This is a genomic window from Sphingomonas panni (assembly GCF_022664435.1).
Lineage (GTDB): Bacteria > Pseudomonadota > Alphaproteobacteria > Sphingomonadales > Sphingomonadaceae > Sphingomonas > Sphingomonas panni.
Window position 1 is genome coordinate 391,491 of record NZ_JAKREU010000003.1, and the last position, 23,094, is coordinate 414,584.

Sequence of the window (23,094 nt, forward strand, 5' to 3'; positions counted from 1 at the left end):
TCGTCATTCCCCGCGCAGGCGGAGAATGACGAGGAAGCATTACCGATCCGGTGCGCGTTCCGTCGGCGGCACGCCCGCACCTTCGCCCGGCGCGTCGTCGTCGAAATTCTCGCCCTGCCCGCCGCCACCGGCATTGGCGCCGCTGCCATGGACCTCGCCATTGGGGCCGATCGACGCGCGGTGGCCGGCCTCGGGCGGGATTTCGCGGCCGTCATCGGCATGGACGGTAGCGGGCGGGCGCGCCTCGGCAGCTTCCTGCCGCGCCGCACGGTCGCGGTCATATTCCTGGCCCGAATAGCCGGTCGGGTTGTCGAAAGCGTTCTGCGGCTCGGTCCGCTCCGGATCGACCTTGGGATGCGTAGGGGTGTCGGTCATGGGGAAAGGCTCCTTTCCCGCATCAACCCCTTCGGATCGCCGGCTGTTCCTCCGCTGCCTTCTCGCGCAGTTCGAACCGGTTGCGCAGGCGCAGGCCGAGGAACAGCATCGTCGGCCAGAACATCGTGTTGAGGATGTCGAGCAGCGTGTCGTCCCAGCGCCATGACCCGTAATGCAGACGGTCGAGGACTTCATTGGCCAGTTCGGCCAGCGCCACCATCGCCAGCGGGATCGGTGTCGACAGTCGACGCCCCGTCACGACGCGCGTGATCAGCAGCACCGCCATGCCGGCATGAACGTGCAACAGGCTGTCGGCCATGCCGGTGCCGTCGCCAATGGCCTGAATGAATTGGGCATAAAGCGTGGGGATATCCATGGCCGCAAGCGATGGACCAGCGCCGCGCTTACCTCAAGCGGCTTCAGTCGCGGTTGAGCCACACGGTGATTTCCGGGTCGAGCACCGCCATCACGAAATAGGCCCCGGCCTGCTTCACCCGCGTCCACCAGCCCGATCGCGCCCGGTTCAGCTCGCGCGTCACCCGCTGCGACTCGGCGACCTCGCGGTCCATATAGGCGCGCAGATGCGCTGCGAAGGCGGCGTCCTCCACCCGCAGCATCAGTTCCATGTTCAGGAACATCGACCGCATATCGAAATTGGCCGACCCGATATGCACGGCGTCGTCGGCGACGAACAATTTGGTATGCAGCTTGGTCGGGCGATATTCATACAGCTCGGCCCCGTGGCGCAGCAGCCCGCGATAGGTGAAGCGCGCCGCCAGCAGGGCGATGGCATGGTCGGTCTTGGCCGGCACGACGATGCGCAGTCGGGTCCGTCGCGCGGCATGGTCCAGCCGCCGGGTCATCAGCGGGCCGGGCGCGAAATAGGCCGCGATCATGTCGATCCGCTCGCTATGGCGAATCTCGTGCTTCACCATCCGCGCCCAGGGGGACAGCCGCCGCGACGGCCCGCCCAGCAACCAGCGGATCGGCCCGCTATCCTCGCTCCAGTCGCGCAACAGCTTCGACAATCTGCGCAATGGGGCACCGGGCAGCGCCGTCCACGCCTTCAGCGCGTCGAAATAGCCCGCCAATCGCCCGGCGGCCGGCCCTTCGACGATCAGCCCCAGGTCGCGCCATGCCTGATCCTCGACCGTGCCAAAATAGGCGTCCTCGATATTGAAGCCGCCGACAATGACGCGGGCATCGTCGGCCAGCGCCAGCTTCTGGTGATTGCGCAGCAGATAGCGCCGGCCGATGCGCGGCACGAACACGCAGACATCGCCCCCGGCCGCGCGGAGCGGTTCGAAGAAGCGGCGACTGGCCGCCGCCTCCGCGCCCAGCCCGTCGACGATCAGCGCCACCCGTACCCCGCGCGTCGCCGCGGCGACCAGCGCGTCGCGCACCCGCGTGCCGGCATCGTCCTCTTCCCAGATATAGAACAGGAACCGCAGCGAATGGCGCGCGCCGTCGATCAGCGCGAGCAGCGCCGACAGCCGTTCGGGCCCCTCCGTCAACAGCGTGAGCCGGTTGCCGGCGACGGTGAAGGTCGGCTCGGTCGCTGCGTTCATGCCCTCTCCCATCCGTTGCCATGGCGTAACGGCTGTCGCTTCCCCAAGTTTCATTGACTTTCCGGGCGTGCGTGCGTAGGCAGCGTGCTTTCCGATACCCTCCGTTTTGCAAGGAAGGCGTTTCATGGCGCGCGTCACCGTCGAGGATTGCGTCGACAAGATCCCCAACCGTTTCGACCTGGTGTTGATGGCTGCCCAGCGCGCCCGCCAGATTTCGGGCGGTGCCGAACTCACGCTCGATCGCGACCGTGACAAGAACCCGGTCGTCGCCCTGCGCGAAATCGCCGAGGAGAACATCACCCCCGACCATCTGCGCGAATCGGTCATCACTTCGATGCAGAAGGTGCAGATCGACGACGAGGAAGCACCGGACGAACTGGGTTCGCTGGCCGCATCGGCAGAGGCGCTGCGCCTCACCGCCGCCGCACCCCCGCGCAACCAGAATGTCGGTGGCGACTATGACGGCTGAGGCCGGTCGGTCGTTTTGAGTTCGAGAGGGCGGTCCTGCGGGGCCGCCCTTTTCGTTTCGAGCGGGCGAGCGATGGGTTAGCCGTCAGCCGGGTTCGTCACTCCCGCGCAGGCGGGAGTCCATTGACGCTGGCGCTGCTGATCGCTCCGCCACGGCAGTGTCTATGGAATCCCGCCTTCGCGGGAATGACGATTATGGCTCACCCCCGCCGCGCGCCCGGCCGGCTGCCCAACGCATCCAGCGCATCGGCGTTCGCCCGCCCCCAGTCATAGAGCAGGTTCACCGGCTCCACGAACCGGCAGCCCAGCTCCGTCAGGCGATATTCGACCGCGGGCGGCATCACCGCGAGCACGTCACGCGCGATCAGGCCGATCTCCTCCATCTCGCGCAGCGTCTGGGTCAGCATCTTCTTGGAGATACCGGGCAGGCTGCGCAGCAACACGCCGGTGCGCGCGGTGCCGCCATGGCGGGCATGCAGCGTGTGCAGCACCATGCTGGTCCATTTGGTCGCGAACAGCGACAGCACGCGGCGCGGCGCGCAATCCTCCCGCCATTCCGCCTCGTCCGATCCGGGTCGCATGGGTACCTTTAGGTGCCTGGGGGTGGAGAGGGTGCCGTCTTTCGGCGGCGTGGCCCGCTTCCTAACTGCCCGTTTCGACAAAGGAAAGGAACGGACATGGCGGGAAAGACGGCAATCGTGGCGGGGGCGAGCGGCATCATCGGCAGCGCGACCGCCGACCTGCTGGTGCGGCAGGGCTGGACCGTCCATGGCCTTGCCCGCCGGCCGGTGGCGCAGCAGGGCGTGCAGCCGCTGGCCGCCGACCTGCTGGATGCGGACGCGACGCGGGGCGCGCTGGCCGGAGTACAGGCCGATGCGGTGTTCATCACCACCTGGTTGCGGCAGGACAGCGAGGCGGAGAATATCCGGGTCAACGCGGCGATGGTCCGCAACCTGCTGGCCGCCCTGCCCGCCGCCGACCGCGCCCGCCATGTGGCGCTGGTGACCGGGCTCAAACATTATCTGGGACCCTTCGAAGCGTACGGACAGGGCAGCCTGCCGCAGACGCCGTTCCGCGAGGAACAGGGGCGACTGCCGGTGGCCAACTTCTATTATGCGCAGGAGGACGAGCTGTTCGCCGCCGCCGCGCGCGACGGTTCGACCTGGAGCGTCCACCGCCCGCATACCGTGATCGGCAAGGCGGTCGGCAATGCGATGAACATGGGCACGACACTGGCCGTCTATGCGACATTGTGCCGCGAAACCGGGCGGCCGTTCGCCTTCCCCGGATCGGCGGCGCAGTGGCATGGCCTGACCGACATGACCGATGCCGGACTGCTGGCCGAACAGCTGCTATGGGCGGCGGAAACCCCGGCGGCGCATGACGAGGCGTTCAACGTCGTCAACGGCGACGTCTTTCGCTGGCAATGGATGTGGGGACGGATCGCGCAGTGGTTCGGCATTGAGGCCGCGCCGTTCGACGGCACGCCCCGCCCGCTGGAACGGCAGATGGCGGACGACGCCTCGCGCTGGGTAGAGATCGCGGCGAAGCATGGACTGGTCGAGGGCGACCTCGACCGGCTGGCATCGCCCTGGCACACCGACGCCGATCTCGGCCGCCCGATCGAAGTGGTGACCGACATGTCGAAAAGCCGCCGGCTGGGCTTCACCGGCTATCGCGCGACCGACGATGCGTTCTTCGCCCTGTTCGAACGGCTGCGCGCGGATCGCATCATTCCGTAAGAGGCACCCCCTCTTCGTCATTCCCGCGAAGGCGGGAATCCATATGCGCTGAGGTTTCAGCCAGATACACGAGCGTTGCGTATATGGACTCCCGCCTGCGCGGGAGTGACGAAGGGAAGGGTCGGGCGCGATGTGCGGCAAGCTATAGCGTGTCGTCGTCGTCCGTTTCGGCCGGCTCCAAACCGGTGGAAGGCGCATCCCGCCGCCCCTTGAAGTTGGTGGCGATGACATACCATTCGGACGAATCCTTGCGGCTCGCCGGCGGCTTGGCGTGCTTTACCGCCTGGAAATTGCGCTTCAGTTCGGCGACCAGTTCGTTGTCGGCGCCGCCCGCCAGCACCTTCGCCACGAAATCGCCGCCGGGACGCAGCACTTCGCAGGCGAACATGACGGCCGCCTCGACCAGCGCCATGGTGCGCAGGTGATCGGTCTGCGGATGGCCGACGGTGTTGGCCGCCATGTCCGACAGGACCAGATCCGCCTCGCCACCCAGCTCCTCGCGCAACCGGTCGGGCGCATGGTCGGCAAGGAAGTCCATCTGCAGGATCGTCACCCCGTCGATCGGATCGACCGGCAACAGGTCGATGCCGACCACGGTGCAGTCCGGCCGTACCTTGCGCACGACCTGCGTCCAGCCGCCGGGCGCAATGCCCAGATCGACGACGCGCTTGACGCCGCGGAGCAGCTTGAAACGTTCGTCCAGCTCGATCAGCTTGTACGCCGCCCGGCTGCGATAGCCTTCCGCGCGAGCTTTCTTGACATAGGGGTCGTTCAACTGGCGTTCGAGCCAGCGCGTCGACTGGGCCGAGCGCGAGCGCGCGGTGCGTACACGTTGGCGTCCGGGGGGGCTTCCGCGGGTCATCGGGTTCCTGCCATCAATCGGCGCAGGATTCCTTCGCGAATCCCACGGTCGGCGACCCCTAGCCGTTCGGCGGGCCAGAGCGCCAGAATCGTTTCCAGAATCGCACAGCCCGCGACGACCAGATCGGCGCGCTCGCTGCCGATGCACGGCACGGTGCCGCGTTCGGCCAGGCTCATGCCCGCCAGCCGCTGGCTGACCGCCAGCATCGATTCGGCCGGCACGATCAGCCCGTCGATCTGCGACCGGTCATAGGAGGCGAGGCCGAGATGGACGCTCGCCAGCGTCGTCACCGTACCGCTGGTGCCGAGCAGCCGGCGCGGCTCGTCGGTCCGGGGCAGGCGCTTGGCAAAGGGCGCGAAGCTCTCCGTCACGCAGGCGCGCATCCGGGCATAGGCGCCCGACGCCATCGGCGCTTCCCTGCCCGCGCCCAGGCTCTCGGTCAGCGATACCACGCCCCACGGCGCGGAATGCCAGTCGAGCACGCGCGGCACCGGCCCAGACGCGTCGAGCAGCACCAGTTCGGTCGACCCGCCGCCGATATCGAACACCAATGCCGGCCCGTCACCCGGCTCCAGCAGCGCGTGACAGCCCAGCACCGCCAGCCGGGCTTCCTCCTCCGCCGTGATGATGTCGAGGTGGATGCCGGTTTCCGCCAACACCCGTTCGACGAAGGCCGGGCCGTTGCTGGCGCGGCGGCATGCCTCGGTCGCGACCGACCGGGCGAGCGTCACGTCGCGGCGCTTCAGCTTTTCGGCACAAATCTTCAGCGCGGCGACGGTGCGGTCCATCGCGGCGTCGGACAGGCGGCCGGTCGCCGCCAGCCCCTCGCCCAGCCGGACGATGCGCGAAAAGGCATCGACCACGGCAAAGCCGTCACCCTGCGGCCGGGCGATCAGCAGCCGGCAGTTGTTGGTGCCAAGATCGAGCGCGGCGTAATGACGCGCGCCCGGCCAGCGCGGCCGCGCCGGCGAAGAGGCTGCCTTTCGAGGAGCGCCACGCGCCCCCCGGTGCGGCAACCGGGCGGAGAGATCCCCCATGCCGTCACTCACTTATGTTCTATCCGTCACGGCCGAACGCCGCTCGGTGCTTGGACATCAACCTAGCGAAGGCGACCCTGTCCGACAAGGCGTTGCGACGAAACGAGCGATTCGGCGTTGACATGCCCGGACAGTCGCCCTATCCGACCGCCCTCGCTGCGACGCTGCCCTGTCGTCTAAAGGTAAGACCACGGACTCTGACTCCGTTAATTGAGGTTCGAATCCTCACGGGGCATCCAGCGAATATCGCAGCAGCGCATCACTCGCGTTCAGCTATCGCAACCTGCCTGCCCCCCGCTACCTATGCGTGCGCTGATCCGCCTCCGTCTAGGTCCGGGAGCGGCAACCGCCGCGACGGGGCCGATCGTCAAAGCCCGTAGAATTCGGCGGCGCAGGTCGAAAACAGCCGCTCCTCGTCCAGTGCGCACCTCTGGGCCAGCCGCCGGGCATCGGCCAGCCAGCGACCATAGCCGTCGCCCGACAGCGTCAGCACCGGCCAGTCGCTGCCCCACATCAACCGGTCGCCGAACGTCGCGGCAAGGTGATCGACATAGGCAAACAGGTCGTCGGACGATTGGCCCGGTGCCTGTTCGGTGCGCAGCCCGGACAGCTTGCAATAGGCCCCCGCCTGCCCGAGCCGCGCGATGTCCGAGCGCCACGGCTCCAGCGTGCCCCGTGCAGCAGGAGGCTTTGCCGCATGGTCGATGACGATCGGCAGGTCGGGCCAGCGTGCCGCAAAGCGCGCCAGCATCGGCAGGTGGCGCGGCTGGACCAGCGCATCGAAACGCAGGCCATGGTCGATCATCGCCCGGATCGCCGGGGTCAGGGCATCGCCCAGCAGCCAGTCGCTATCCTCGATTCCCTGCAGCATCGGGCGCAGGCCACGCAGCAGCGGATTGGCGGCGAGCGCCGCGATCCGTCCGGGCACCGCCGGATCGGCGAGATCGACCCAGCCGACGACCGCCCGGACCAGCGGTTCGTCCGCGGCCAGCGCGAGCATCCAGTCGGTGTCGGTATCGTTCGGCTGGGACTGGACCAGCACCGCCCCATTCAACGGCACGTCGCGGGCAGCGACGTGCAGATCGCCAGGCCCGAAATCGCGGTGGATCGCGGCTTCGTCGGGGGTCGGCCACATATTGCCCGGCGTCGCCAGCGACCAGAAATGCAGGTGCGAATCGATCATCGCCAATCGGTGTACCAGAACGTCCTGCCAGCGGGAGCCGGGTCTCAGGCCGTGACGCCGTTGCCCGACAGGACGAGCGCCACGCCGATCGGATGCCGCGCACGCTCCGGCAACGTCACCTCGACCGCGTCGTCGGTCCGGCGGAACGACAGCGGCGTCGCATCCCCCGGCAGCGTGACCCGCGTCACCTCCCCCGACATGGTCGGGTTCCGACGGCCGAGCAGCGTCAGGCGCGCGACATTGTCGTCGGGCCATCCCATGACCAGCGCATGGAGATTCCCGCCACGGGTGACATAGCGCACGTCCCGCGCCGTGTAGCGCGATTCTGGGCCGCCTTCCGAAAACAGGCCGCTTCCGCCCCCGGTCGGGCCTTCGCCGTTGATCTTCCACGGCCGGCTGCCATAGATCGCCTCGCCATACCGGCCCATCCAGTCGCCGATCTCGGTGACGATCCGTTCTTCCTTCTCGTCGATCGTACCGTCGCCCCGCATCGGCACCGATACCATCAGGTTGCCGTTCTTCGACACCACGTCGCACAGCGTATGGATGACGGTCGCCGCCGACTTGTATCCGTTGCGCGCCGCCAGGTCGGCATCATAGTGCCATGCGCCGATGCACGTATCCGTCTGCCACGGGAAACGCTCGATATAGCTCTTGCCGCCGCGTTCGACGTCGTCGACGATCCCCATGCGGCGCTGCGGCGGCGTCATCTTGGCAGTGACGACCGCCTCCAGCCGACCGCCATGCCATTTCATCGATTCGTTGTAATACCAGGCGGTGAAATCCAGCCCATATTGCTCCAGCGGCAGGTCGAAATTGTCGAAATAGACCATGTCGGGGCGATATGTCCGGACCAGGTCCTGACAGCGCAACAGCCAGGTGCGTGCGAAATCGCCGGTCGGTACCCCCTCGTTCCACAACCGGTCGGTGGATTCGTGCCACTCGGCAGCCTCGCGGTTGGTGCGAATACCGTCCGGCATCGGCATGTGCCGGCCGCCATAGAGTTGCTGGGGGTCCAGCCCCTCCCACCATGTGCCGCGCCCCTGCGCCCCGGTCAGCTTGTAGGCGTCGTACCGCTGCCCGGCGCGCGGTCCTTCGGGATCATAGCCATAGGCGGGCTGCCCCCAATGCCATGCATGGGCGGAGTGATTGGACACCGCGAAGCGCAGCCCACGCTCGCGCGCCAGCTTTTCCCACGTGCCGACAATGTCCTTGCGCGGGCCGACGCGCGCCGTGTTCCATGGATGATATTGCGACGGCCAGGTGTCGAGATTGTCGTGGTGATTGGCCAGCGCCATGAAATATTTGATGCCCGCCCGCTTGTAGAGGTCGAGCAGCCGGGCGGGGTCCCAGCGATCGGCCTTCCACAGATTCTGGATTTCCATGAACCCGCGATCAGCGGGATGGCCGTAATGTTTCAGGTGATGGTGATAGGCGCGCGATCCGGGCAGGTACATCTCGCGGGCATACCAGTCGCCTGCCTCGGGCACGCATTGCGCGGTCCAGTGCGCCCACATGCCGAACTTCGCATCCCGGAACCAGTCGGGCACGCTGTATCCGCTGGTCAGCGACTGCCAGTCGGGGGTGAAGCGCGCGGGTGCCGGCACCGTCAGCGCACGACCGGGGCCGGTCGGGGTGGGCAGGGTCGAAACCGCCTTCGCCGCGGCCGGGGCCAGCGCGACGGTCGCCACGCTGCCACCGATCATCTGCCGCCGTGTTGCTTCCATCGTCCGTCTCCCGATCGTTGTCTGGTCTGCGCAGCAACCCTGCGCGGGACATCACCGGATGCGACGGGGAACGCTACCGACGGCGAAGGCACGGGTGCCCGCCCGGACGAACGTCCCGGTCGGCACAGCGCTCGGTGCCGCCTCTTCGGGCGGGCTCCTCTCCTTCGCGAAAGCATCGCCAATCGCACCTTAACAGTGCCGATCAGACCTAACTTGCGGATATGATCGGGACAACCGCTTATTTATACGATTTAATCCATCTCCATATTTGCATTTTTTAGGAGCCATGATTGCCAGCGTGCCGCCGCCTCCGCCATATCCCGGACGATCCGCGGCGATGGCCGCGTCGTCCGCATCCCGTCACAATGGAAATTTCGTGAGCGCCAAAGTCTATCTGTCCGCCGATCGTTTGCTGGAGGATTCGTTCCGCCTCGCCAACCGGGTGTTCGACGCCGGGTTTCATCCGACCTATATCGTCGGCATCTGGCGCGGCGGTGCGCCGGTCGGCATCGCGGTGCAGGAGTTGCTGGAATATCGCGGCGTGCAGAGCGACCATATCGCGATCCGCACCGCATCCTATAGCGGCATCGACCGGCAGGAAGCGGAGGTGCGCGTCTATGGGCTGGGCTATCTGGTCGATATGCTGACGCGCGACGATCGCCTGTTGCTGATCGACGATGTGTTCGATTCCGGGCGGTCGATCCGCGCGGTGCTGCGCGAACTCAGCGAGCGATGCGGTGCGGACCTGCCGGCCGAGCTGAAGGTCGCGACCGTCTACTACAAGCCGTCACGCAACGTGACCGACCTCGCGCCGGACTTCTTCGTACATGAAACGAACGACTGGCTGATCTTCCCGCACGAGATCAACGGTCTGAGCGAGGACGAAATCCGCGCGCACAAACATGGCGCCGCGATCATCCTGCGCTGAGCGAAGGCACCCGCGCGTCGTTGGTCGGGCCGTGCCATTCGATCCAGTGGCCATAGGCATGGCACGTCGCCAGATGGCGCGCGCGACCACCCGGATAGGTCGTAAGCGTCAGATGCACCGCGTCGCGCGCCTCGGTCCATTCGAACCCGATGCGGGCGATCGGCGTCTCGGCAGCGGCCAGCGCGGCAGCGACGGTCGCATGGGTGGCGGCACCGCAATATTGCAGCGACATGGCGTGGACGACCACGCGGCAGACCTGCGCACCCGCCGGGCGGGACAGTTCGCGCGGCAGCCAGTCGACGATATCGCCCTGCTCCACCAAGGGCGGATGCGCGCGGGCGATGGCAAGCGCATGGTGCAGCCGCGCGGCACGGTCGGGCTGGTCGGCCCAGACATAGGCCATCAACCGTTCGCGTGCCGCCGGGTCGCCGACCTGTAACGGCCGCAGGTCGACACCGCGCGCAGCGGCGACCTCGACCGGTCGAGCGAGCGGCGGCGGCCCGCGCCAGTCGGGCGCGATCCGCACCGGCGACGCGGCATCGCCGACCCGGACCCCGCCCAGGTCGAAGGCGTAACGGCCGAGATTGAGGTTCAGTCCGGCGCTTGCCCCCAGTTCGAGCAGTTCGACCGGCAGGTCGACCTCTGCACGCAGGGTCATCAGCGCGGCCATGATCGCGGCGCTGCGGGCGACCTCGTTGGTCTGTGGCGGTTCGCGCATCCAGTCGGCGATGAAGTCGTCGAAGGCGGCCATCGCTCCGCCGATCACCCGGTCGAAATCCCCGGCCCGTGCGGCATAGAGGTCGGTCAACGCCGCACAGTCGCCGCGGCGCGCCAGTGCGTGCAGCGCGCCGTTGAAGCGCATCGCCACCGCGTCCGCCGCCGGATCGCCCGGCCAGTCATCGATCAGCCGGGCGGTTCGAGGCGCGCGATGCAAATGCCGCTCACCCGCCGAAAGTATCGCCGCGACGAATTCGGAGCCCAGGGCGCGAACGACCTGGGCCTGCCTGGCCAGTGGACTCGTCATGAGGATCAGAACGCATCCCAATCGTCATTGGCGACCTTCAGCGGGGCGGGCTCGGGCGGTGTTACCCAGCGACGCGACGTGCGCTTGGGCTGCAGCGGGGTCACGGTCGCCGGCGCGCGCGGAGCGGCATCGGCGGCCGCATCGATCGCAAAGGTCGCGACCGACATCGCCAGTGCCTCCGCCTCCGCGACCAGCTGGCGCGACGCGGCGGAGGTCTGTTCGACCATGGCCGCGTTCTGCTGCGTCATCGCGTCCATTTCGGCGATGGCGACGTTGATCTGGCCCAGACTGGTCGCCTGATGATCCGACTGGCGCGCAATCGCATCGATCGAGGAGCCGACGCCTGCCACCCGTTCGATGATCGCGGCCAGTGCCTCCCCGGTCTGTTCGACCAGCGCGACGCCCGCACCGACATGGGTCGATGCGGCCTTCACCTTGGCCTTCACCTCGGTCGCGGCATCGGCGGAGCGTTGCGCCAGCGCGCGCACTTCGGAAGCGACGACGGCAAAGCCCTTGCCCGCTTCCCCGGCCCGCGCCGCCTCGATCCCGGCGTTCAGTGCCAGCAGGTTGGTCTGGAAGGCGATGCCGTCGATCAGGGTGATGATCTGCGCGATCTCGTCGCTCGCCTGTTCGATGCCGTGCATCGCGGCGATCGCCTGTCGCACCACCGCGTCGCCCCGCTCCGCCTCGCCGCGGGTATCGGCCATCGCGCTGCTGGCGTCGATCGCCGCGACCGCGCCTTCGCGGATCGACCGCGTGACCTCGTCCAGCGCGGACGACGATTCTTGCAATGCCGCCGCCTCGCGCTCGGTCCGTTCGGCAAGGTCGGTGGCGGCCTGCGCGATCTCGCCCGAATTGCGCTTGATCGAATCGACGCTGCCCCGGACATCGCCCAGCACCTGGCTGAGGCTGGCGGTGGCGAGGTTGAAGTCGTCGGACAGCGCGCGGAATGCTGCCGGCACATCGGCCAGCCGCGCGGTCAGGTCGGCCTGCGACAGGCTGCGCAGGCCGCCGCCGATCGCGGTCATCGCCGCCTCGCGGTCGCGGTCGTCGGCCAGCTTGGCGACCGCCGTGTCGCGGAACACCAGCACCGCGCGCGCCATGTCGCCCAGTTCGTCGGTGCGTCCTGCGGCGCCGACATCGATATCGTGCCGCCCGGCGGCAAGGTCAGCCATCGCCCCGGTCAGCGTCGTGATCGGTCGCGCGATCTGCCGGCTGAGCAGCATCGCCAGTGCGACCGCGATCGCGATCAGCGCGATGCCGCCGACCACCAGCGCGATCAACGCCATGCGGATCGCCGACGCCTGATCGCCGGCATGGGCCGCCATCGCGTCGGTTTCGGTCGCGCGCAGTGCTCGCAGCGGCAGCGCGATCTTGCTGACCAGCACCTTCTGGCCCGCGTCGCGCACCTCCTGCTGCGCGGCATCGCGGTCGCCCGCCTTCACTCGCGCGATCAGCCGGTCGCCCCAGTTGCGCCGCCACGCCAGCGTCTCGCGTCGCGCCTCGGCCAGTTGTTCCTGTTCCGACGCGACCGTCAGCAACGCCGCCAGTTCGACCGCCGTCGCGTCGAACTCGACCCGCGCTTCCTCATAGGATTTGAGGTAGCTGACGTCGCCCGTCACCAGAAAGCCGCGAAACTGGCTGTTCTGGCGCAGGATCGCGGTCTCCAGCGTCAACGCCTTGGCATAGATGTCCTGGCTGTGATTGTTCCGCTCGGTCGTGCGGGCGATCATCAGGATGCTGGCAAGGAACACCAGCATGACCACCGCCGCCGACGCGTTGATCGTCAGGAACGAGAGGCCAAGCTTGCGCGGTATCTTCATCGGAGCCGATCCGTTGGTAACAAGATAATCATGTCAGAACCGCGACCGCAGCGTGATGCCATAGGTGCGCGGTTCGGCGAGGTAGGAAGAGGTGATCGCATTGCCGACGGCAAAGGCGGGCGAACCGAAGCGCGTCACCTGCGACACGCTGCCCGATCCCTGAAACGGCGCGGCGAAGGCGACCTGCTGATAATCGGTATCGAGGATGTTCTGCCCCCAGAACTCGATCGCCCAGCGCTGTTCGGGACCGCGCAGGCCGATGCGGGCATTCATCAGGAAGAAGCCGTCCAGCCGCTTTTCGGCGAACAGGTCGGACCCGGTATTATAGTCGCTCGACAACCGGCTATCGACATAGAATAGCGCGGTCAGGTTACGCGACACCGCCGGAGTCCATACCGCCGAATTGGTGATGGTGTGGCGCGGGGCGTTCGACATCTGGTTGCCCGGCAGCAGGAACAGCGCGGCGTTCAGCGGCTCGCCCGCTTCGCTGCCAACCAGGTTCCGGCGATACTGGGTATGGGCATAGGTATAGCCGATGTTGAACGCGACATTCGGCGCGGGATAGGCACCGGCCTCCAGTTCGAAGCCTTGCGTCACGACGCCCGCGCCGACCTTTCCGGTGCAGCGGCCGGTCGCCGAATCATTGTCGCGATCGGCACCGCCGAGCGAATCGGCGCATGAACTGATATTCTGGACGATGAAGTTGGTGCCGTTGAAGGTGTTCAGCTGGAAGTTGCGGAACGCCGAGCGGAACGCGGCGAGGTTCGCCGTGAACTTTGCCGAGCTGTACTTCACGCCGACTTCGAACGCCTGCACCGTTTCCGGGTCGAAGCGCAGGTTGGATGCGCTCGCCGCGGTCGGCGTGGCGAAGACGGTCGCCGACAGATCGGAGCGGTCGAGATTGTAACCGCCCGCCTTGTACCCGCGCGCATAGGACGCATAGAGCAAAGTGCTTTGCACCGGCTTCCATGACAGCACGGTCGTACCGGTCACCTGCCCCTCGCGCAGCGAATCGCGGATCGGCACGCCGGTCAGTGCTTCGGTCGAATTTCCGGTGCAGGTCAGTGTGACGATGCCCGCCGCCAGCGACCGCAGCGTCGCGTTGGTGCTGCCGAGCAGCGGGCCGAGCGCGCGCTGCTGCGCCGGGCAGACGGTGTTGTTGTTCAGGAAGCTGGCGTTCAGCTGCTTGCGTTCGTTGGTGTAGCGCAGGCCGCCGGTCAGGCTGAGCGTGTCGGTAACCTTGAAGATATTGTGCGTGAAGAACGCATAGTTGCTGCTGGTCTGGTCATAGGTGTCGCGAATGCTACCCAGGTCGTTCAGCGTCGACAGGCGATCGATGCCGGCGATGATCGCCTGTCCGACCGCCGGGGTCAGTGCGGCGCGACCGGTGGCGCTGAGGCAGCCGGTGGCGCGCGGGGCGCGCAGCACGTCCAGCGGGTTGATCGTCGCCACGACGCGGCACGCGGCGAACGCGCCATAATCGGCACCGAAGCGCAGATTGTCGGCGACCTGCAGCTTTTCATGGGCGTAATAGCCGCCGACCATCCAGTCCAGCCGATTGCCGAACAACCCGCCGCTCAGCCGCGTTTCCTGGGTAAAGGTGCGGAACTGGCGATAGGCGTTGCCGTCATCGGGGCGATAGCCGATGTCGACATTGCCGTAATCGAGATCGGCAGCGCCCCCGGCCTTGTACTCGCGATATGCGCTGATCGAGATCAGCTGCATGTTGGCGAAGGTCCAGCCGATCCGCGCCGATCCGCCATAATCCTTGGTCACGTTGGCATAGGCGCGGCCGCGTGTGTTGGCGATCTGGCGATTGTACGGATCGCCGTCGCTGGGCAGCACGCCGCCCAGGCTCTGCAGGATCGTGACGATGCGGTTCCGCGCCGCCGGGGCATAGTCGCCCGCGACGCCCGGCGTCGGATCGACCTTCTCCTGCGTATCGACATAGACTGCACCGCAGCATTTTTCGTCGCGATAGGTATAGTCGCCGATCAGCCGGATCGAGAAATTGTCGACCGGTCGGAAGAACAGCTGCCCGCGCACGAAATAGCGGTTGCGGTCGTTATAGTCGGTGTCGTTGACGACATCGCGGTAAAAGCCGTCCCGCTTGCCGAACACGCCGTCGACGCGGAACGCCAGCTTGTCCTTGACGATCGGACCGGTCAGCGCACCGGCGAGGCGGACGGCGTTGAAATTGCCATAGGTCGCCTCGCCATAGCCGCCGAAATCGAACGAGGGATATTTGGTGTAGATGCTGATCGCACCGGCCGACGAATTGCGGCCCGACAGCGTGCCCTGCGGCCCGCGCAGCACCTCGATCCGCTCCACCTCGCCCAGGTCGTTCAGGCCCGAACCGGTGCGGCTGCGATAGACGCCGTCGATGAACACCGCGACCGAGCTTTCGAGGCCGGGATTGTCGCCGACCGTGCCGATGCCGCGCAGGCGGGCGGTCGCGTTGGCTTCCGATCCGGTCGACGACACGATCAGCGACGGCGACAGCTGCGCCATCTGGCGAATGTCGGTCGCGCCCGAATTCTGCAGCGCGGCGGTGCTGTAGGCGCTGACCGCGATCGGCACGTTCGACAGGCGCTGCGACCGGCGAGTCGCGGTGACGACGATGTCCGCCGTGTTGGCCGATTGCTCCTCCGTCGGCTTCGCCTCCGACTTGTCGCCCGCGGTCGGCACGACTCCGCGAAGGCCCTGTGCCGATACCGGCGCCGCCACGGTCACACAGGCGGTCGCCGCCAGCAAATGTCCCCAGTTCCGCATTACAAGCATCCCCCCGAACCTTATTCGGTTCATGAGAGCAGGCTTAAAGGGGAGGTGGATACCAGCCGGTTAACACGGACCCGGCAATCCCGCGTTGTCAGCCGCCGCCCAACCGCTACATCGATGCGCAGCAACAACGAGGCAGCACATGATCGTCGGTATCGATTTGGGCACCACCAACAGCGCCTGCGCCCTGTGGCAGGGCGACCAACCGGTGATGGTGCCGAACGCGCTTGGCGAGTTTCTGACCCCGTCCGCCGTCAGCATCGGCGAGGATGACGCGGTACTGGTCGGGCGCGCGGCACGCGACCGGATGGCGACGCACCCCGACCGGACCGTCACCAGTTTCAAGCGGCGCATCGGCACGCGCGAAACCGCGCGGCTGGCCAGACGCGACTTCGACGCGGAGGCGCTGTCGGCGCTGGTCCTGTCCAGCCTGAAGCGCGATACGGAGGCCTTTGCCGGCGAAACAGTGACCGGCGCGGTCGTGACCGTCCCGGCCTATTTCAACGATCGCCAGCGCAAGGCGACCCGGCGCGCGGGCGAGCTGGCCGGGCTGCCGATCCGGCGGCTCATCAACGAACCGACCGCCGCCGCGCTGGCCTATGGCATCGCCGACCGGGGCGACCGCGAACCGTTCCTGGTGTTCGACCTGGGCGGGGGCACGTTCGACGTGTCGATCGTCGAGATGTTCGACGGCGTGATCGAGGTGCGCGCGTCGGCCGGCGACAATCGGCTGGGCGGCGACGACTTCAACGACTGCCTGATCGATCTGGTCCGCCCGACGCTCGACCCCGACGGGTTGCTCGCGACGCTGCCGCCGGATCGCGCCACGGCATTGCTGGCGCAGGCCGCCGAACGCTGCCGTCGCGCACTGAGCGAAAGCGATTCGGCCGACTTCGCGGTGACGATCGAGGATGCCGCGCTCCGCATGGCCGTCACCGCCGCCGCGTTCGAGGACCATGCCGCAGCGCTGCTGGCACGGATTCGCGAACCGGTGCTGCGTTCGCTGCGCGACAGCGACATCGCTGCCGCCACGCTGTCGGAAGTCGTGCTGGTCGGTGGCGCGACGCGGATGCCGGTCGTGCGTCGTGCCGTCACCCGCATGTTCGGGCGCTTTCCCGCGACCACGGTGCATCCCGACCATGCGGTCGCGATGGGCGCGGCGGTGCAGGCCGGACTGCTGGCGCGCGACGCCGGGCTGGACGAGATCCGGCTGAGCGATGTCTGCCCCTTCACCCTGGGCGTCGATACCAGCGAGCCGGACGGGCGCGGCGGCTTTCGCACCGGATTGTTCTCCCCCATCATCGAACGCAATTCGGCGGTGCCGATCAGCCGCGTGTCGAGTTTCTCGACGGTCAGCGACCAGCAGCGCAGGGTGCAGTTCGGCATCTATCAGGGCGAGGCGCGCGAAGTGTCGGGCAACGTCAAGCTCGGCGAGATTACCGTCGCGGTCCCGCCGAAACCCGCCGGGCATGTCTCACTCGACTGCCGCTTCAGCTATGACAGTTCGGGTCTGCTGGAGGTCGACATCACCGTGCCGGAGACGGGCATGACCCGGAACCTGGTGATCGTCGATGACGAGGATGCGCCCAACCCGGCCGAACTGGAAAAGCGGCGCGCGGCACTGGCCGCGCTCAAGGTTCATCCGCGCGACGATGCGGTCAACGCCGCACTGCTGGCGCGGGCGCGGCGGGCCTATGAATCGTTCCTGGGCGATACCCGCGCAGCGATCGGCCATATGCTTGGCCAGTTCGAAGGGGTGCTGGCAACGCAGGACGAACGGCTGATCGCCGAGGCACGCGCCGCCTTCGGTGCGGCGCTCGACCAGATCGAAGGCGAGCGGTTCCTGTGAGGTACGGCATCTGGGCAACGCTCGACTGCGACCCGACCACCGACCGCGCCGCGATCCGCCGCGCCTATGCCGCGCGGTTGAAGGCGATGGACGTCGATGCCGACCCGGACGCCTTCGAAGCATTGCGCGACGCCCGTGACGCCGCACTGGCGCGTGCGGCCGATCCGGTGGCGGCGGTCGACGTCGAACCGGTCCTGACGGATACCTTGCGCGCCGCACGGGTCGAGCCTGAACCGGAGCCGGAAGTCGATCCGCTGGCCGAGGCGATGAACGCGCATTTTCATGCGCTCGAAGCGTTGCTCTTCCCCGGCCACGACGCCGCGCCTACCGCAGAGGAACAGGCGCAGATCGACCATCACGGCCGCGCGCTGCTGGCCGATCCCCGGCTGGAACAGGTCGATTTCGCGACCGGTGCCGAACGCTGGTTCGCCGAGACGCTGGCGGCGAGCATTCCCCGCTCCGATCCGCTGCTCGAACCGGCGGCGGCCGCGTTCGGCTGGATCAACCGCCGCGACGACTATGCTCTGTCGGCAGACGCCCACGCGATCATCGAACGCATCGCCGCGACCCGGTTCGCGGCGCTGGTAAGCGATCCGAAGCATCGGCTGCACAGGGCATGGGTCGAGCTTACGCGCGACGACGACAGCCGGCGAAACTGGCTGACCTCGCCGACCGACATCCGCGATCTGCTGACGACGGTGCGGCAACGTTACCCCGAAGCCGAAAGCCGGATGAACCCGAATCGGGTCGCCCGATGGACGAAGGTGTTCGGCAAAAGTCCGCGCATACGGATGCGGCTATGGCTTGCGCTGGCGCTGCTGTTCGTAGCCGCCCGGATCGGCACGAGTTTCTTGACGCCCGTCCATCCGCCAAAGCTGGACGCCGACCGTATCGCGCAGGCAGTGGCGGGCAAGCATCTGCTCGAGGTGCAGAAGATCAACCCCAGCTTGGCCGTCGACATCGTCGCCGCCGTCGCCAATGCAGAATCGTCTGCCGGTCGCAGCGGCGAGACGAAGACCCGCGAAACCCTGATCGGCGAACTGATCGCCAAGCGGCTGCAGGCGGGCATGAGCAACCCGCCCGACGACCTGCTCGTCCGCCTCACCCGGTTCGACGTCAGCGCAATGCGCATATTGCGACAACGTTCGCCTGCTGCGTGCGTCGCCGCGAATGTCGCGACGGAACTTGGCCGAGTGCCGGAACCGATGCGGGAACAACAGCGTGCGTTGCTGCACGACGTCATGCTGAACACCAGCGGCTATGCGCCGGCCAATATCCGCACCCGGTTCACCGTGCCGGGCGAGATCGTCGACGATGTCGCGCAGCGGACCGGATGGCCGGTAGCGAAGGTTCAGCAGGTGCTGCGCGACGGAAAGGATTCCCCGGCGCGCTGCACGCTGGAGATCGCGCTGCGCGAAGCGGGCCTTGCGGCGCAGAACGGCGTGGGGATGAAATTGCTGCGCGACCTGCAACCGCTGGTCGTCGTTCCGGCGGAACCGGGGACGATATCCTGATGCGATTGTCGGAATAGCCCCGTTCCGATCACGGAACGGGAAATGGTGCGGTCGAGAAGACTCGAACTTCCACGGCCTTTCGGCCACAACGACCTCAACGTTGCGCGTCTACCAGTTCCGCCACGACCGCACGTGAACACCTTGGGGTCGCCCCCTTGGCTGGCAGGAGGGTGCCCCTAGCAGCGCGTTGGCGGTCGTGCAAATGCTTTTATGCGTTATCGTCCACGTGCCGCCGCACGGGCGATCGCGATGGCTTCGGCGGCGGTCATCACGTCGCCAAGGCCGCTACCCGACAACGCCGCCCGCTCCGCATCACGCACCCGCTCCAGTGCACGGGCAAGGCGCGGCGCGTCCCAGCGGCGCAGCGCGGTCGCGGTCGCGGCCTGCTCCTTGAAGAACACGCGGTGGCGCTCCATCACCCGGTCGACGCTCTCCCCCTCGTCGATATCGGCGCGCATCTCCGCCAGCGACAGCAGCCGCCGGGCGACACCCCGCAGCAGCGGAATCGGGCCGCCGGGAATTTCGGGCAGCGCGGCGGCGGCCGCATCGCCGGCGATCATCGCGCTGACGATCCCGTTCATTTCCGCGTCCGCAATCGACGCGCCGATCGCATCGAACGCCTCCCCATCGGCATCACGCGGCCGTTCGGGCGAAGCGTCCAAATACAGCGCAAGCTTCTCGATCTCGCTCGCCAGCACCGCGCGGTCGCCCGCCGTCACCGCCGCCAGCCGGTCGGGCACGTCGCCCAGCAGACGGAGGCCCTGGTCGCGCGCCATCGCCACCGCCAGCTTCGCCGCCTGTGCCGCATCGGGGACGTAGCAGGCAACGGCCACGGCGTTGAGCGACGCCGTCACGAGCTTCACCAGCTTCGACGTGCCCTTGACCGTCGGCGCGATGGCGGCGACCGGATTGCCGGCGCTTGTCGCGGCGAGCAGCAGCGTCACCGCCTCGACCGATTCCTCGCCCATGCCCGTCACGCGGATGAAGCGCGCATCGCCGAACAGCGACATCGACGCAGCTTCGTCGGCGAGCAGGCCGGGACGGCTCTTGAGCATCGCGCCGTCCATGTCGACGCGCTCGGCCCCCTCGCCCACACCCTTTGCAAGACGCGCGGCCAGCGCCAGCGCGCCGGCCGTGTCGGGGCCGTGGAACAGGTAGAGCCGGATATCCGGACCGGGCCGGTCGAGCTTGGCCGCGACCTGCTCGGGCCGAAGCTTCATGACCCCGGCTTCTGGCCGTTCCTGGGCAGGTTCAGCGCGATCCGGGTCACGATCTGGTCGGCGACGATCACCGACAGGCGTTCGAGCGCGGTGCGTTCGGCGGCAATGGTCGCATATTCGGACCGCACCACGTCGATCCCGGCATCCGACCCCGCCGTCGCATCCAGCGTTACCGCCCCGTTCGACAGGTCGATCAGCTGATAGCGCGCGCGCAGCGTCCGCCGTTCGCGCGTGATCGAATCGTCGCGCCGCACGCCCAGACCGGTGATATCGTCGTCGAGCTTGATCTCCAGCCGGTAGCGCGCCGGCCCTTCCGCCCGCAGCCGGTCGCGCAGTGCGTTGGCGACCAGCCAGCCATTCTGGCCCGCAATCGGCGCGACCTCGACGCCCGACAGCGTCTGGCGCACCACCCCGCCCTCGCCGCCGGCATAGAGCGGGCGCAGGCCGCAACCGCCCAACAGAAGCGCGGCGGCGAGGACGGCGACGCGGATCATGCGACGATGTTCACGAGGCGGTCGGGGACGACGATGACCTTGCGCGGGGCCTTGCCCTCCAGCGCGCGGACGATCTTCTCGCTCGCCAGCGCGGCGGCCTCTGCCTCTTCCTTCGCGATGCCCTTGGGCAGGACGATGGTGTCGCGCAGCTTGCCGTTGACCTGCACCGCGATGGTCGATTCGGCCTCGACCAGCATCGCCGCGTCGACCAGCGGCCAGGCCGCATCGGCGATCAGGCCGGGACGACCCAGCTGCGACCACGCTTCCTCGGCCAGATGCGGGATCATCGGGCTGACCAGCAGCAGCAGCGCGTCCATGTCGGCGTCCGACATGCCCCTCGCCTTCTCCGCCTCGCCCAGCAGCGTGTAGAGCTTGGCCACCGCCTTGTTGAACTGCAGCGCAGTGATGTCGTCGGCGACGCCGGCGATGGTGCGATGGACGGCGCGAGTCAGCGCCTCCGGGCTTGCGCCGCCGGGTATATGGTTCGCGACCAGCTTCCACACGCGCCTGACGAAGCGTTCCGCGCCTTCGATGCCGGCCTCGCTCCACGGCAGGTCGCGTTCGGGCGGGCTGTCCGACAGCATGAACCAGCGCGCGGCATCGGCACCGTAGCGATCGAGAATCGGTTCGGGATCGACCGTATTCTTCTTCGACTTCGACATCTTCTCGACGCGGCCGACCGTGATCGCGCCGCCCGTCGCCGTTTCGATGCCGTCGGTCACTTCGGACGGGGCCAGCCAGCGGCCATCCGCCGACTTGTACGTCTCGTGCGTGACCATCCCTTGCGTGAACAGCCCGGCAAACGGCTCCTTCAGGTCGATCAACCCGACATGGTTGAGCGCCCGCGTCCAGAAGCGGGCATAGAGCAGGTGGAGGATCGCATGTTCGACCCCGCCGATATACTGCCCCACCGGCAGCCAGCTTTCCGCGACCGCCCGGTCGAACGGCTTGTCCGTAGGCTGGCTAGCGAAGCGGATGAAATACCACGACGAATCGACGAAGGTGTCGAGCGTGTCGGTTTCGCGCCGCGCCGGTTTGCCGCAGGCCGGGCAGTCGACATGCTTCCACGTCGGATGGCGGTCGAGCGGATTGCCGGGAATGTCGAACGACACGTCGTCGGGCAGCTTGACCGGCAGCTGCTCGGTCGGGACCGGCACGACACCGCACGCGTCGCAATGCACGATCGGGATCGGCGTGCCCCAGTAACGCTGGCGGCTCACCCCCCAGTCGCGCAGGCGCCACACCGTCGTGCCCTTGCCCCAGCCGCCCGCTTCGGCCCGGTCGATCACCGCGCGCTTGGCGGCGGCGACGTCCATGTCGTTCAGGAAGTCGGAGTTCACCAGGCGGCCGGGACCGGTATAGGCTTCGGAGCCGTCGAACACCGGATCGGCCAGCTCGCCATCGGCGACGACGCGGCGAACGTCGAGGCCGTATTTCCGCGCGAAGTCGAGGTCGCGCTGGTCATGCGCCGGCACGCCCATCACCGCGCCGGTGCCATAGTCCATCAGCACGAAGTTCGCGATATAGACCGGCAGTTCCACGCTCGCATCAAAGGGATGCTGCATCCGATAGCCGGTATCGAAGCCCAGCTTCTCCGCCGTTTCCAGCTCGGCGGCGGTGGTCCCGCCCTGCTTGCACAGCTCGATGAACGCGGCGGCATCGGGGTTCGCATCCGCCAGCACCCGCGCGATCGGGTGATCGGCGGCGATCGCGACGAAGCTTGCGCCGAAGATCGTGTCGGGGCGGGTCGAATAGACCTCGATCCGCTCACCGAACGGTTCGACGGGGGCGAAGGAGAATTGCAGCCCCTCCGACTTGCCGATCCAGTTTTCCTGCATCAACCGGACCTTGTCGGGCCACTGGTCGAGGCTGCCCAGCCCTGCGAGCAGGTCGTCGGCGAAGTCGGTGATCTTCAGGAACCACTGGCTGAGCTTGCGCTTCTCGACCAGCGCGCCCGACCGCCAGCCGCGGCCGTCGATCACCTGTTCGTTGGCCAGCACGGTCATGTCGACCGGGTCCCAGTTGACCGCCGATTCCTTGCGGTACACCAGCCCGCCCTTGAGCAGTTCGAGGAACAGCGCCTGTTCATGGCCGTAATATTCGGGATCGCAGGTCGCGAACTCACGGCTCCAGTCGAAGGCGAGGCCCAGCCGCTTCAGCTGCGCCTTCATCGCCGCGATATTGGCATAGGTCCACTGACCCGGATGGACCTTCTTTTCCATCGCCGCATTCTCGGCCGGCATCCCGAAGGCATCCCAGCCCATCGGATGCAGCACTTCATGGCCGGTCATCCGCAGGAAACGCGCCAGCACGTCGCCCATCGTATAGTTGCGAACGTGCCCCATATGGATGCGCCCGGAGGGGTACGGGAACATCTCCAGCACATAGCGCTTGGGGCGCGGCGAATGGTCGTCGGCGACGAAAGTTTGCGCCGAATCCCATGCGGCCTGCCAGCGGGCATCGGCCTCGGCCGGCGAAAAACGCGGAGTCATGGTCGTCAGG

The 23,094-nt window shown here is 67.4% G+C and carries 19 protein-coding genes and 2 tRNA genes; 6 read left to right on the forward strand and 15 right to left on the reverse strand.

From position 1 onward, the window contains the following. Nucleotides 1-39: 39 nt before the first annotated feature. From MF609_RS08775 to MF609_RS08785, 3 genes are read right to left on the reverse strand one after another with little or no spacing between them, the layout of a single operon-like run. Complete coding sequence (locus MF609_RS08775; protein WP_242415923.1) at nt 40-375, reverse strand: hypothetical protein; 336 nt, start codon at nt 373-375, stop codon at nt 40-42. A gap of 22 nt (nt 376-397) precedes the next feature. Continuing rightward, the gene (locus tag MF609_RS08780; RefSeq protein WP_242415924.1) at nt 398-751 is read right to left on the reverse strand and encodes a hypothetical protein; all 354 of its coding nucleotides are present in this window, start codon (nt 749-751) and stop codon (nt 398-400) included. 43 nt (nt 752-794) lie between these two features. Next, the gene (locus MF609_RS08785; protein ID WP_242415925.1) at nt 795-1,943 is read right to left on the reverse strand and encodes a phospholipase D-like domain-containing protein; all 1,149 of its coding nucleotides are present in this window, start codon (nt 1,941-1,943) and stop codon (nt 795-797) included. Between the two features lie 124 nt (nt 1,944-2,067). Here MF609_RS08785 and rpoZ point away from each other — a divergent pair, with 124 nt between their 5' ends. Continuing rightward, nucleotides 2,068-2,412: a DNA-directed RNA polymerase subunit omega gene (gene rpoZ, locus MF609_RS08790; protein ID WP_055758348.1), complete on the forward strand. Its 345-nt coding sequence runs from the start codon at nt 2,068-2,070 to the stop codon at nt 2,410-2,412. Between the two features lie 199 nt (nt 2,413-2,611). On the opposite strand, the gene MF609_RS08795 is transcribed toward rpoZ, so the two are convergent. Then, on the reverse strand, nt 2,612-2,992 hold the full coding sequence (locus MF609_RS08795) for a winged helix-turn-helix transcriptional regulator (protein WP_242415926.1): 381 nt from the start codon (nt 2,990-2,992) through the stop codon (nt 2,612-2,614). Between the two features lie 96 nt (nt 2,993-3,088). Between MF609_RS08795 and MF609_RS08800 the strand changes: the two genes are divergently transcribed. Further along, nucleotides 3,089-4,153 (forward strand): SDR family oxidoreductase, encoded by a 1,065-nt coding sequence (locus MF609_RS08800; RefSeq protein WP_242415927.1) that lies wholly within the window; start codon nt 3,089-3,091, stop codon nt 4,151-4,153. A gap of 142 nt (nt 4,154-4,295) precedes the next feature. On the opposite strand, the gene MF609_RS08805 is transcribed toward MF609_RS08800, so the two are convergent. Together MF609_RS08805 and MF609_RS08810 are read right to left on the reverse strand one after the other, a co-directional pair. Next, nucleotides 4,296-5,015 carry an RlmE family RNA methyltransferase gene (locus MF609_RS08805; RefSeq protein WP_242415928.1) on the reverse strand — a complete coding sequence of 240 codons (720 nt, stop codon included), beginning with the start codon at nt 5,013-5,015 and terminating at the stop codon, nt 4,296-4,298. Next, on the reverse strand, nt 5,012-6,052 hold the full coding sequence (locus tag MF609_RS08810; RefSeq protein WP_242415929.1) for a Ppx/GppA phosphatase family protein: 1,041 nt from the start codon (nt 6,050-6,052) through the stop codon (nt 5,012-5,014). The genes MF609_RS08805 and MF609_RS08810 overlap by 4 nt, the downstream gene beginning before the upstream one ends. Before the next feature lie 165 nt (nt 6,053-6,217). On the opposite strand from MF609_RS08810, the gene MF609_RS08815 reads away from it, so the two are divergent. Beyond that, nucleotides 6,218-6,291, forward strand: a tRNA-Gln gene (locus tag MF609_RS08815). A 128-nt stretch (nt 6,292-6,419) separates the two neighbouring features. Here the strand turns inward: MF609_RS08815 and MF609_RS08820 are convergent. Together MF609_RS08820 and MF609_RS08825 are read right to left on the reverse strand one after the other, a co-directional pair. After that, nucleotides 6,420-7,235 carry an amidohydrolase family protein gene (locus tag MF609_RS08820; RefSeq protein ID WP_242415930.1) on the reverse strand — a complete coding sequence of 272 codons (816 nt, stop codon included), beginning with the start codon at nt 7,233-7,235 and terminating at the stop codon, nt 6,420-6,422. Between the two features lie 44 nt (nt 7,236-7,279). After that, nucleotides 7,280-8,962: an alpha-L-fucosidase gene (locus MF609_RS08825; RefSeq protein WP_242415931.1), complete on the reverse strand. Its 1,683-nt coding sequence runs from the start codon at nt 8,960-8,962 to the stop codon at nt 7,280-7,282. A gap of 337 nt (nt 8,963-9,299) precedes the next feature. Between MF609_RS08825 and MF609_RS08830 the strand changes: the two genes are divergently transcribed. Beyond that, a complete protein-coding gene (locus MF609_RS08830) occupies nt 9,300-9,890 on the forward strand; it encodes a phosphoribosyltransferase (protein WP_277991134.1) in 591 nt (196 codons plus the stop codon). Here the strand turns inward: MF609_RS08830 and MF609_RS08835 are convergent. The 3 genes from MF609_RS08835 to MF609_RS08845 are packed head-to-tail and all read right to left on the reverse strand — an operon-like array spanning nt 9,877 to nt 15,509. After that, nucleotides 9,877-10,914: a DUF2332 domain-containing protein gene (locus MF609_RS08835; protein ID WP_242415933.1), complete on the reverse strand. Its 1,038-nt coding sequence runs from the start codon at nt 10,912-10,914 to the stop codon at nt 9,877-9,879. The two genes, MF609_RS08830 and MF609_RS08835, sit on opposite strands and share 14 nt — an antisense overlap. A 5-nt stretch (nt 10,915-10,919) precedes the next feature. Next, a complete protein-coding gene (locus MF609_RS08840; protein WP_242415934.1) occupies nt 10,920-12,737 on the reverse strand; it encodes a methyl-accepting chemotaxis protein in 1,818 nt (605 codons plus the stop codon). Between the two features lie 33 nt (nt 12,738-12,770). After that, nucleotides 12,771-15,509, reverse strand: coding sequence for a TonB-dependent receptor (locus MF609_RS08845; protein WP_242415935.1), 2,739 nt, complete (start codon nt 15,507-15,509; stop codon nt 12,771-12,773). 148 nt (nt 15,510-15,657) lie between these two features. On the opposite strand from MF609_RS08845, the gene MF609_RS08850 reads away from it, so the two are divergent. Continuing rightward, a complete protein-coding gene (locus tag MF609_RS08850; protein ID WP_242415936.1) occupies nt 15,658-17,364 on the forward strand; it encodes an Hsp70 family protein in 1,707 nt (568 codons plus the stop codon). Next, nucleotides 17,361-18,878: a hypothetical protein gene (locus MF609_RS08855; RefSeq protein ID WP_242415937.1), complete on the forward strand. Its 1,518-nt coding sequence runs from the start codon at nt 17,361-17,363 to the stop codon at nt 18,876-18,878. The genes MF609_RS08850 and MF609_RS08855 overlap by 4 nt, the downstream gene beginning before the upstream one ends. A gap of 43 nt (nt 18,879-18,921) precedes the next feature. On the opposite strand, the gene MF609_RS08860 is transcribed toward MF609_RS08855, so the two are convergent. The 4 genes from MF609_RS08860 to leuS all read right to left on the reverse strand — a co-directional run bounded on the left by MF609_RS08860 (nt 18,922) and on the right by leuS (nt 23,084). Beyond that, nucleotides 18,922-19,008 (reverse strand) — tRNA-Leu (locus MF609_RS08860). Nucleotides 19,009-19,093: 85 nt separating this feature from the next. After that, on the reverse strand, nt 19,094-20,098 hold the full coding sequence (gene holA, locus MF609_RS08865; RefSeq protein WP_242415938.1) for a DNA polymerase III subunit delta: 1,005 nt from the start codon (nt 20,096-20,098) through the stop codon (nt 19,094-19,096). Next, nucleotides 20,095-20,592: an LPS assembly lipoprotein LptE gene (gene lptE / locus MF609_RS08870; RefSeq protein WP_242415939.1), complete on the reverse strand. Its 498-nt coding sequence runs from the start codon at nt 20,590-20,592 to the stop codon at nt 20,095-20,097. The genes holA and lptE overlap by 4 nt, the downstream gene beginning before the upstream one ends. Beyond that, nucleotides 20,589-23,084: a leucine--tRNA ligase gene (leuS, locus tag MF609_RS08875; protein WP_242415940.1), complete on the reverse strand. Its 2,496-nt coding sequence runs from the start codon at nt 23,082-23,084 to the stop codon at nt 20,589-20,591. Before leuS ends, lptE begins: the two co-directional genes overlap by 4 nt. Nucleotides 23,085-23,094: the final 10 nt, after the last annotated feature.

Excerpts from the sequence above, each read along its gene's own strand:
- MF609_RS08830 (WP_277991134.1), top strand. The coding sequence starts at position 9,300 with ATGGCCGCGTCGTCCGCATCCCGTCACAATGGAAATTTCGTGAGCGCC.
- rpoZ (WP_055758348.1), top strand. The coding sequence starts at position 2,068 with ATGGCGCGCGTCACCGTCGAGGATTGCGTCGACAAGATCCCCAACCGT.
- lptE (WP_242415939.1), bottom strand. The coding sequence starts at position 20,592 with ATGATCCGCGTCGCCGTCCTCGCCGCCGCGCTTCTGTTGGGCGGTTGC.
- MF609_RS08800 (WP_242415927.1), top strand. The coding sequence starts at position 3,089 with ATGGCGGGAAAGACGGCAATCGTGGCGGGGGCGAGCGGCATCATCGGC.
- MF609_RS08835 (WP_242415933.1), bottom strand. The coding sequence starts at position 10,914 with ATGACGAGTCCACTGGCCAGGCAGGCCCAGGTCGTTCGCGCCCTGGGC.
- MF609_RS08845 (WP_242415935.1), bottom strand. The coding sequence starts at position 15,509 with ATGCGGAACTGGGGACATTTGCTGGCGGCGACCGCCTGTGTGACCGTG.
- leuS (WP_242415940.1), bottom strand. The coding sequence starts at position 23,084 with ATGACTCCGCGTTTTTCGCCGGCCGAGGCCGATGCCCGCTGGCAGGCC.
- MF609_RS08820 (WP_242415930.1), bottom strand. The coding sequence starts at position 7,235 with ATGATCGATTCGCACCTGCATTTCTGGTCGCTGGCGACGCCGGGCAAT.
- MF609_RS08850 (WP_242415936.1), top strand. The coding sequence starts at position 15,658 with ATGATCGTCGGTATCGATTTGGGCACCACCAACAGCGCCTGCGCCCTG.
- MF609_RS08805 (WP_242415928.1), bottom strand. The coding sequence starts at position 5,015 with ATGACCCGCGGAAGCCCCCCCGGACGCCAACGTGTACGCACCGCGCGC.
- holA (WP_242415938.1), bottom strand. The coding sequence starts at position 20,098 with ATGAAGCTTCGGCCCGAGCAGGTCGCGGCCAAGCTCGACCGGCCCGGT.
- MF609_RS08780 (WP_242415924.1), bottom strand. The coding sequence starts at position 751 with ATGGATATCCCCACGCTTTATGCCCAATTCATTCAGGCCATTGGCGAC.
- MF609_RS08840 (WP_242415934.1), bottom strand. The coding sequence starts at position 12,737 with ATGAAGATACCGCGCAAGCTTGGCCTCTCGTTCCTGACGATCAACGCG.
- MF609_RS08785 (WP_242415925.1), bottom strand. The coding sequence starts at position 1,943 with ATGAACGCAGCGACCGAGCCGACCTTCACCGTCGCCGGCAACCGGCTC.
- MF609_RS08810 (WP_242415929.1), bottom strand. The coding sequence starts at position 6,052 with ATGGGGGATCTCTCCGCCCGGTTGCCGCACCGGGGGGCGCGTGGCGCT.
- MF609_RS08775 (WP_242415923.1), bottom strand. The coding sequence starts at position 375 with ATGACCGACACCCCTACGCATCCCAAGGTCGATCCGGAGCGGACCGAG.
- MF609_RS08825 (WP_242415931.1), bottom strand. The coding sequence starts at position 8,962 with ATGGAAGCAACACGGCGGCAGATGATCGGTGGCAGCGTGGCGACCGTC.
- MF609_RS08795 (WP_242415926.1), bottom strand. The coding sequence starts at position 2,992 with ATGCGACCCGGATCGGACGAGGCGGAATGGCGGGAGGATTGCGCGCCG.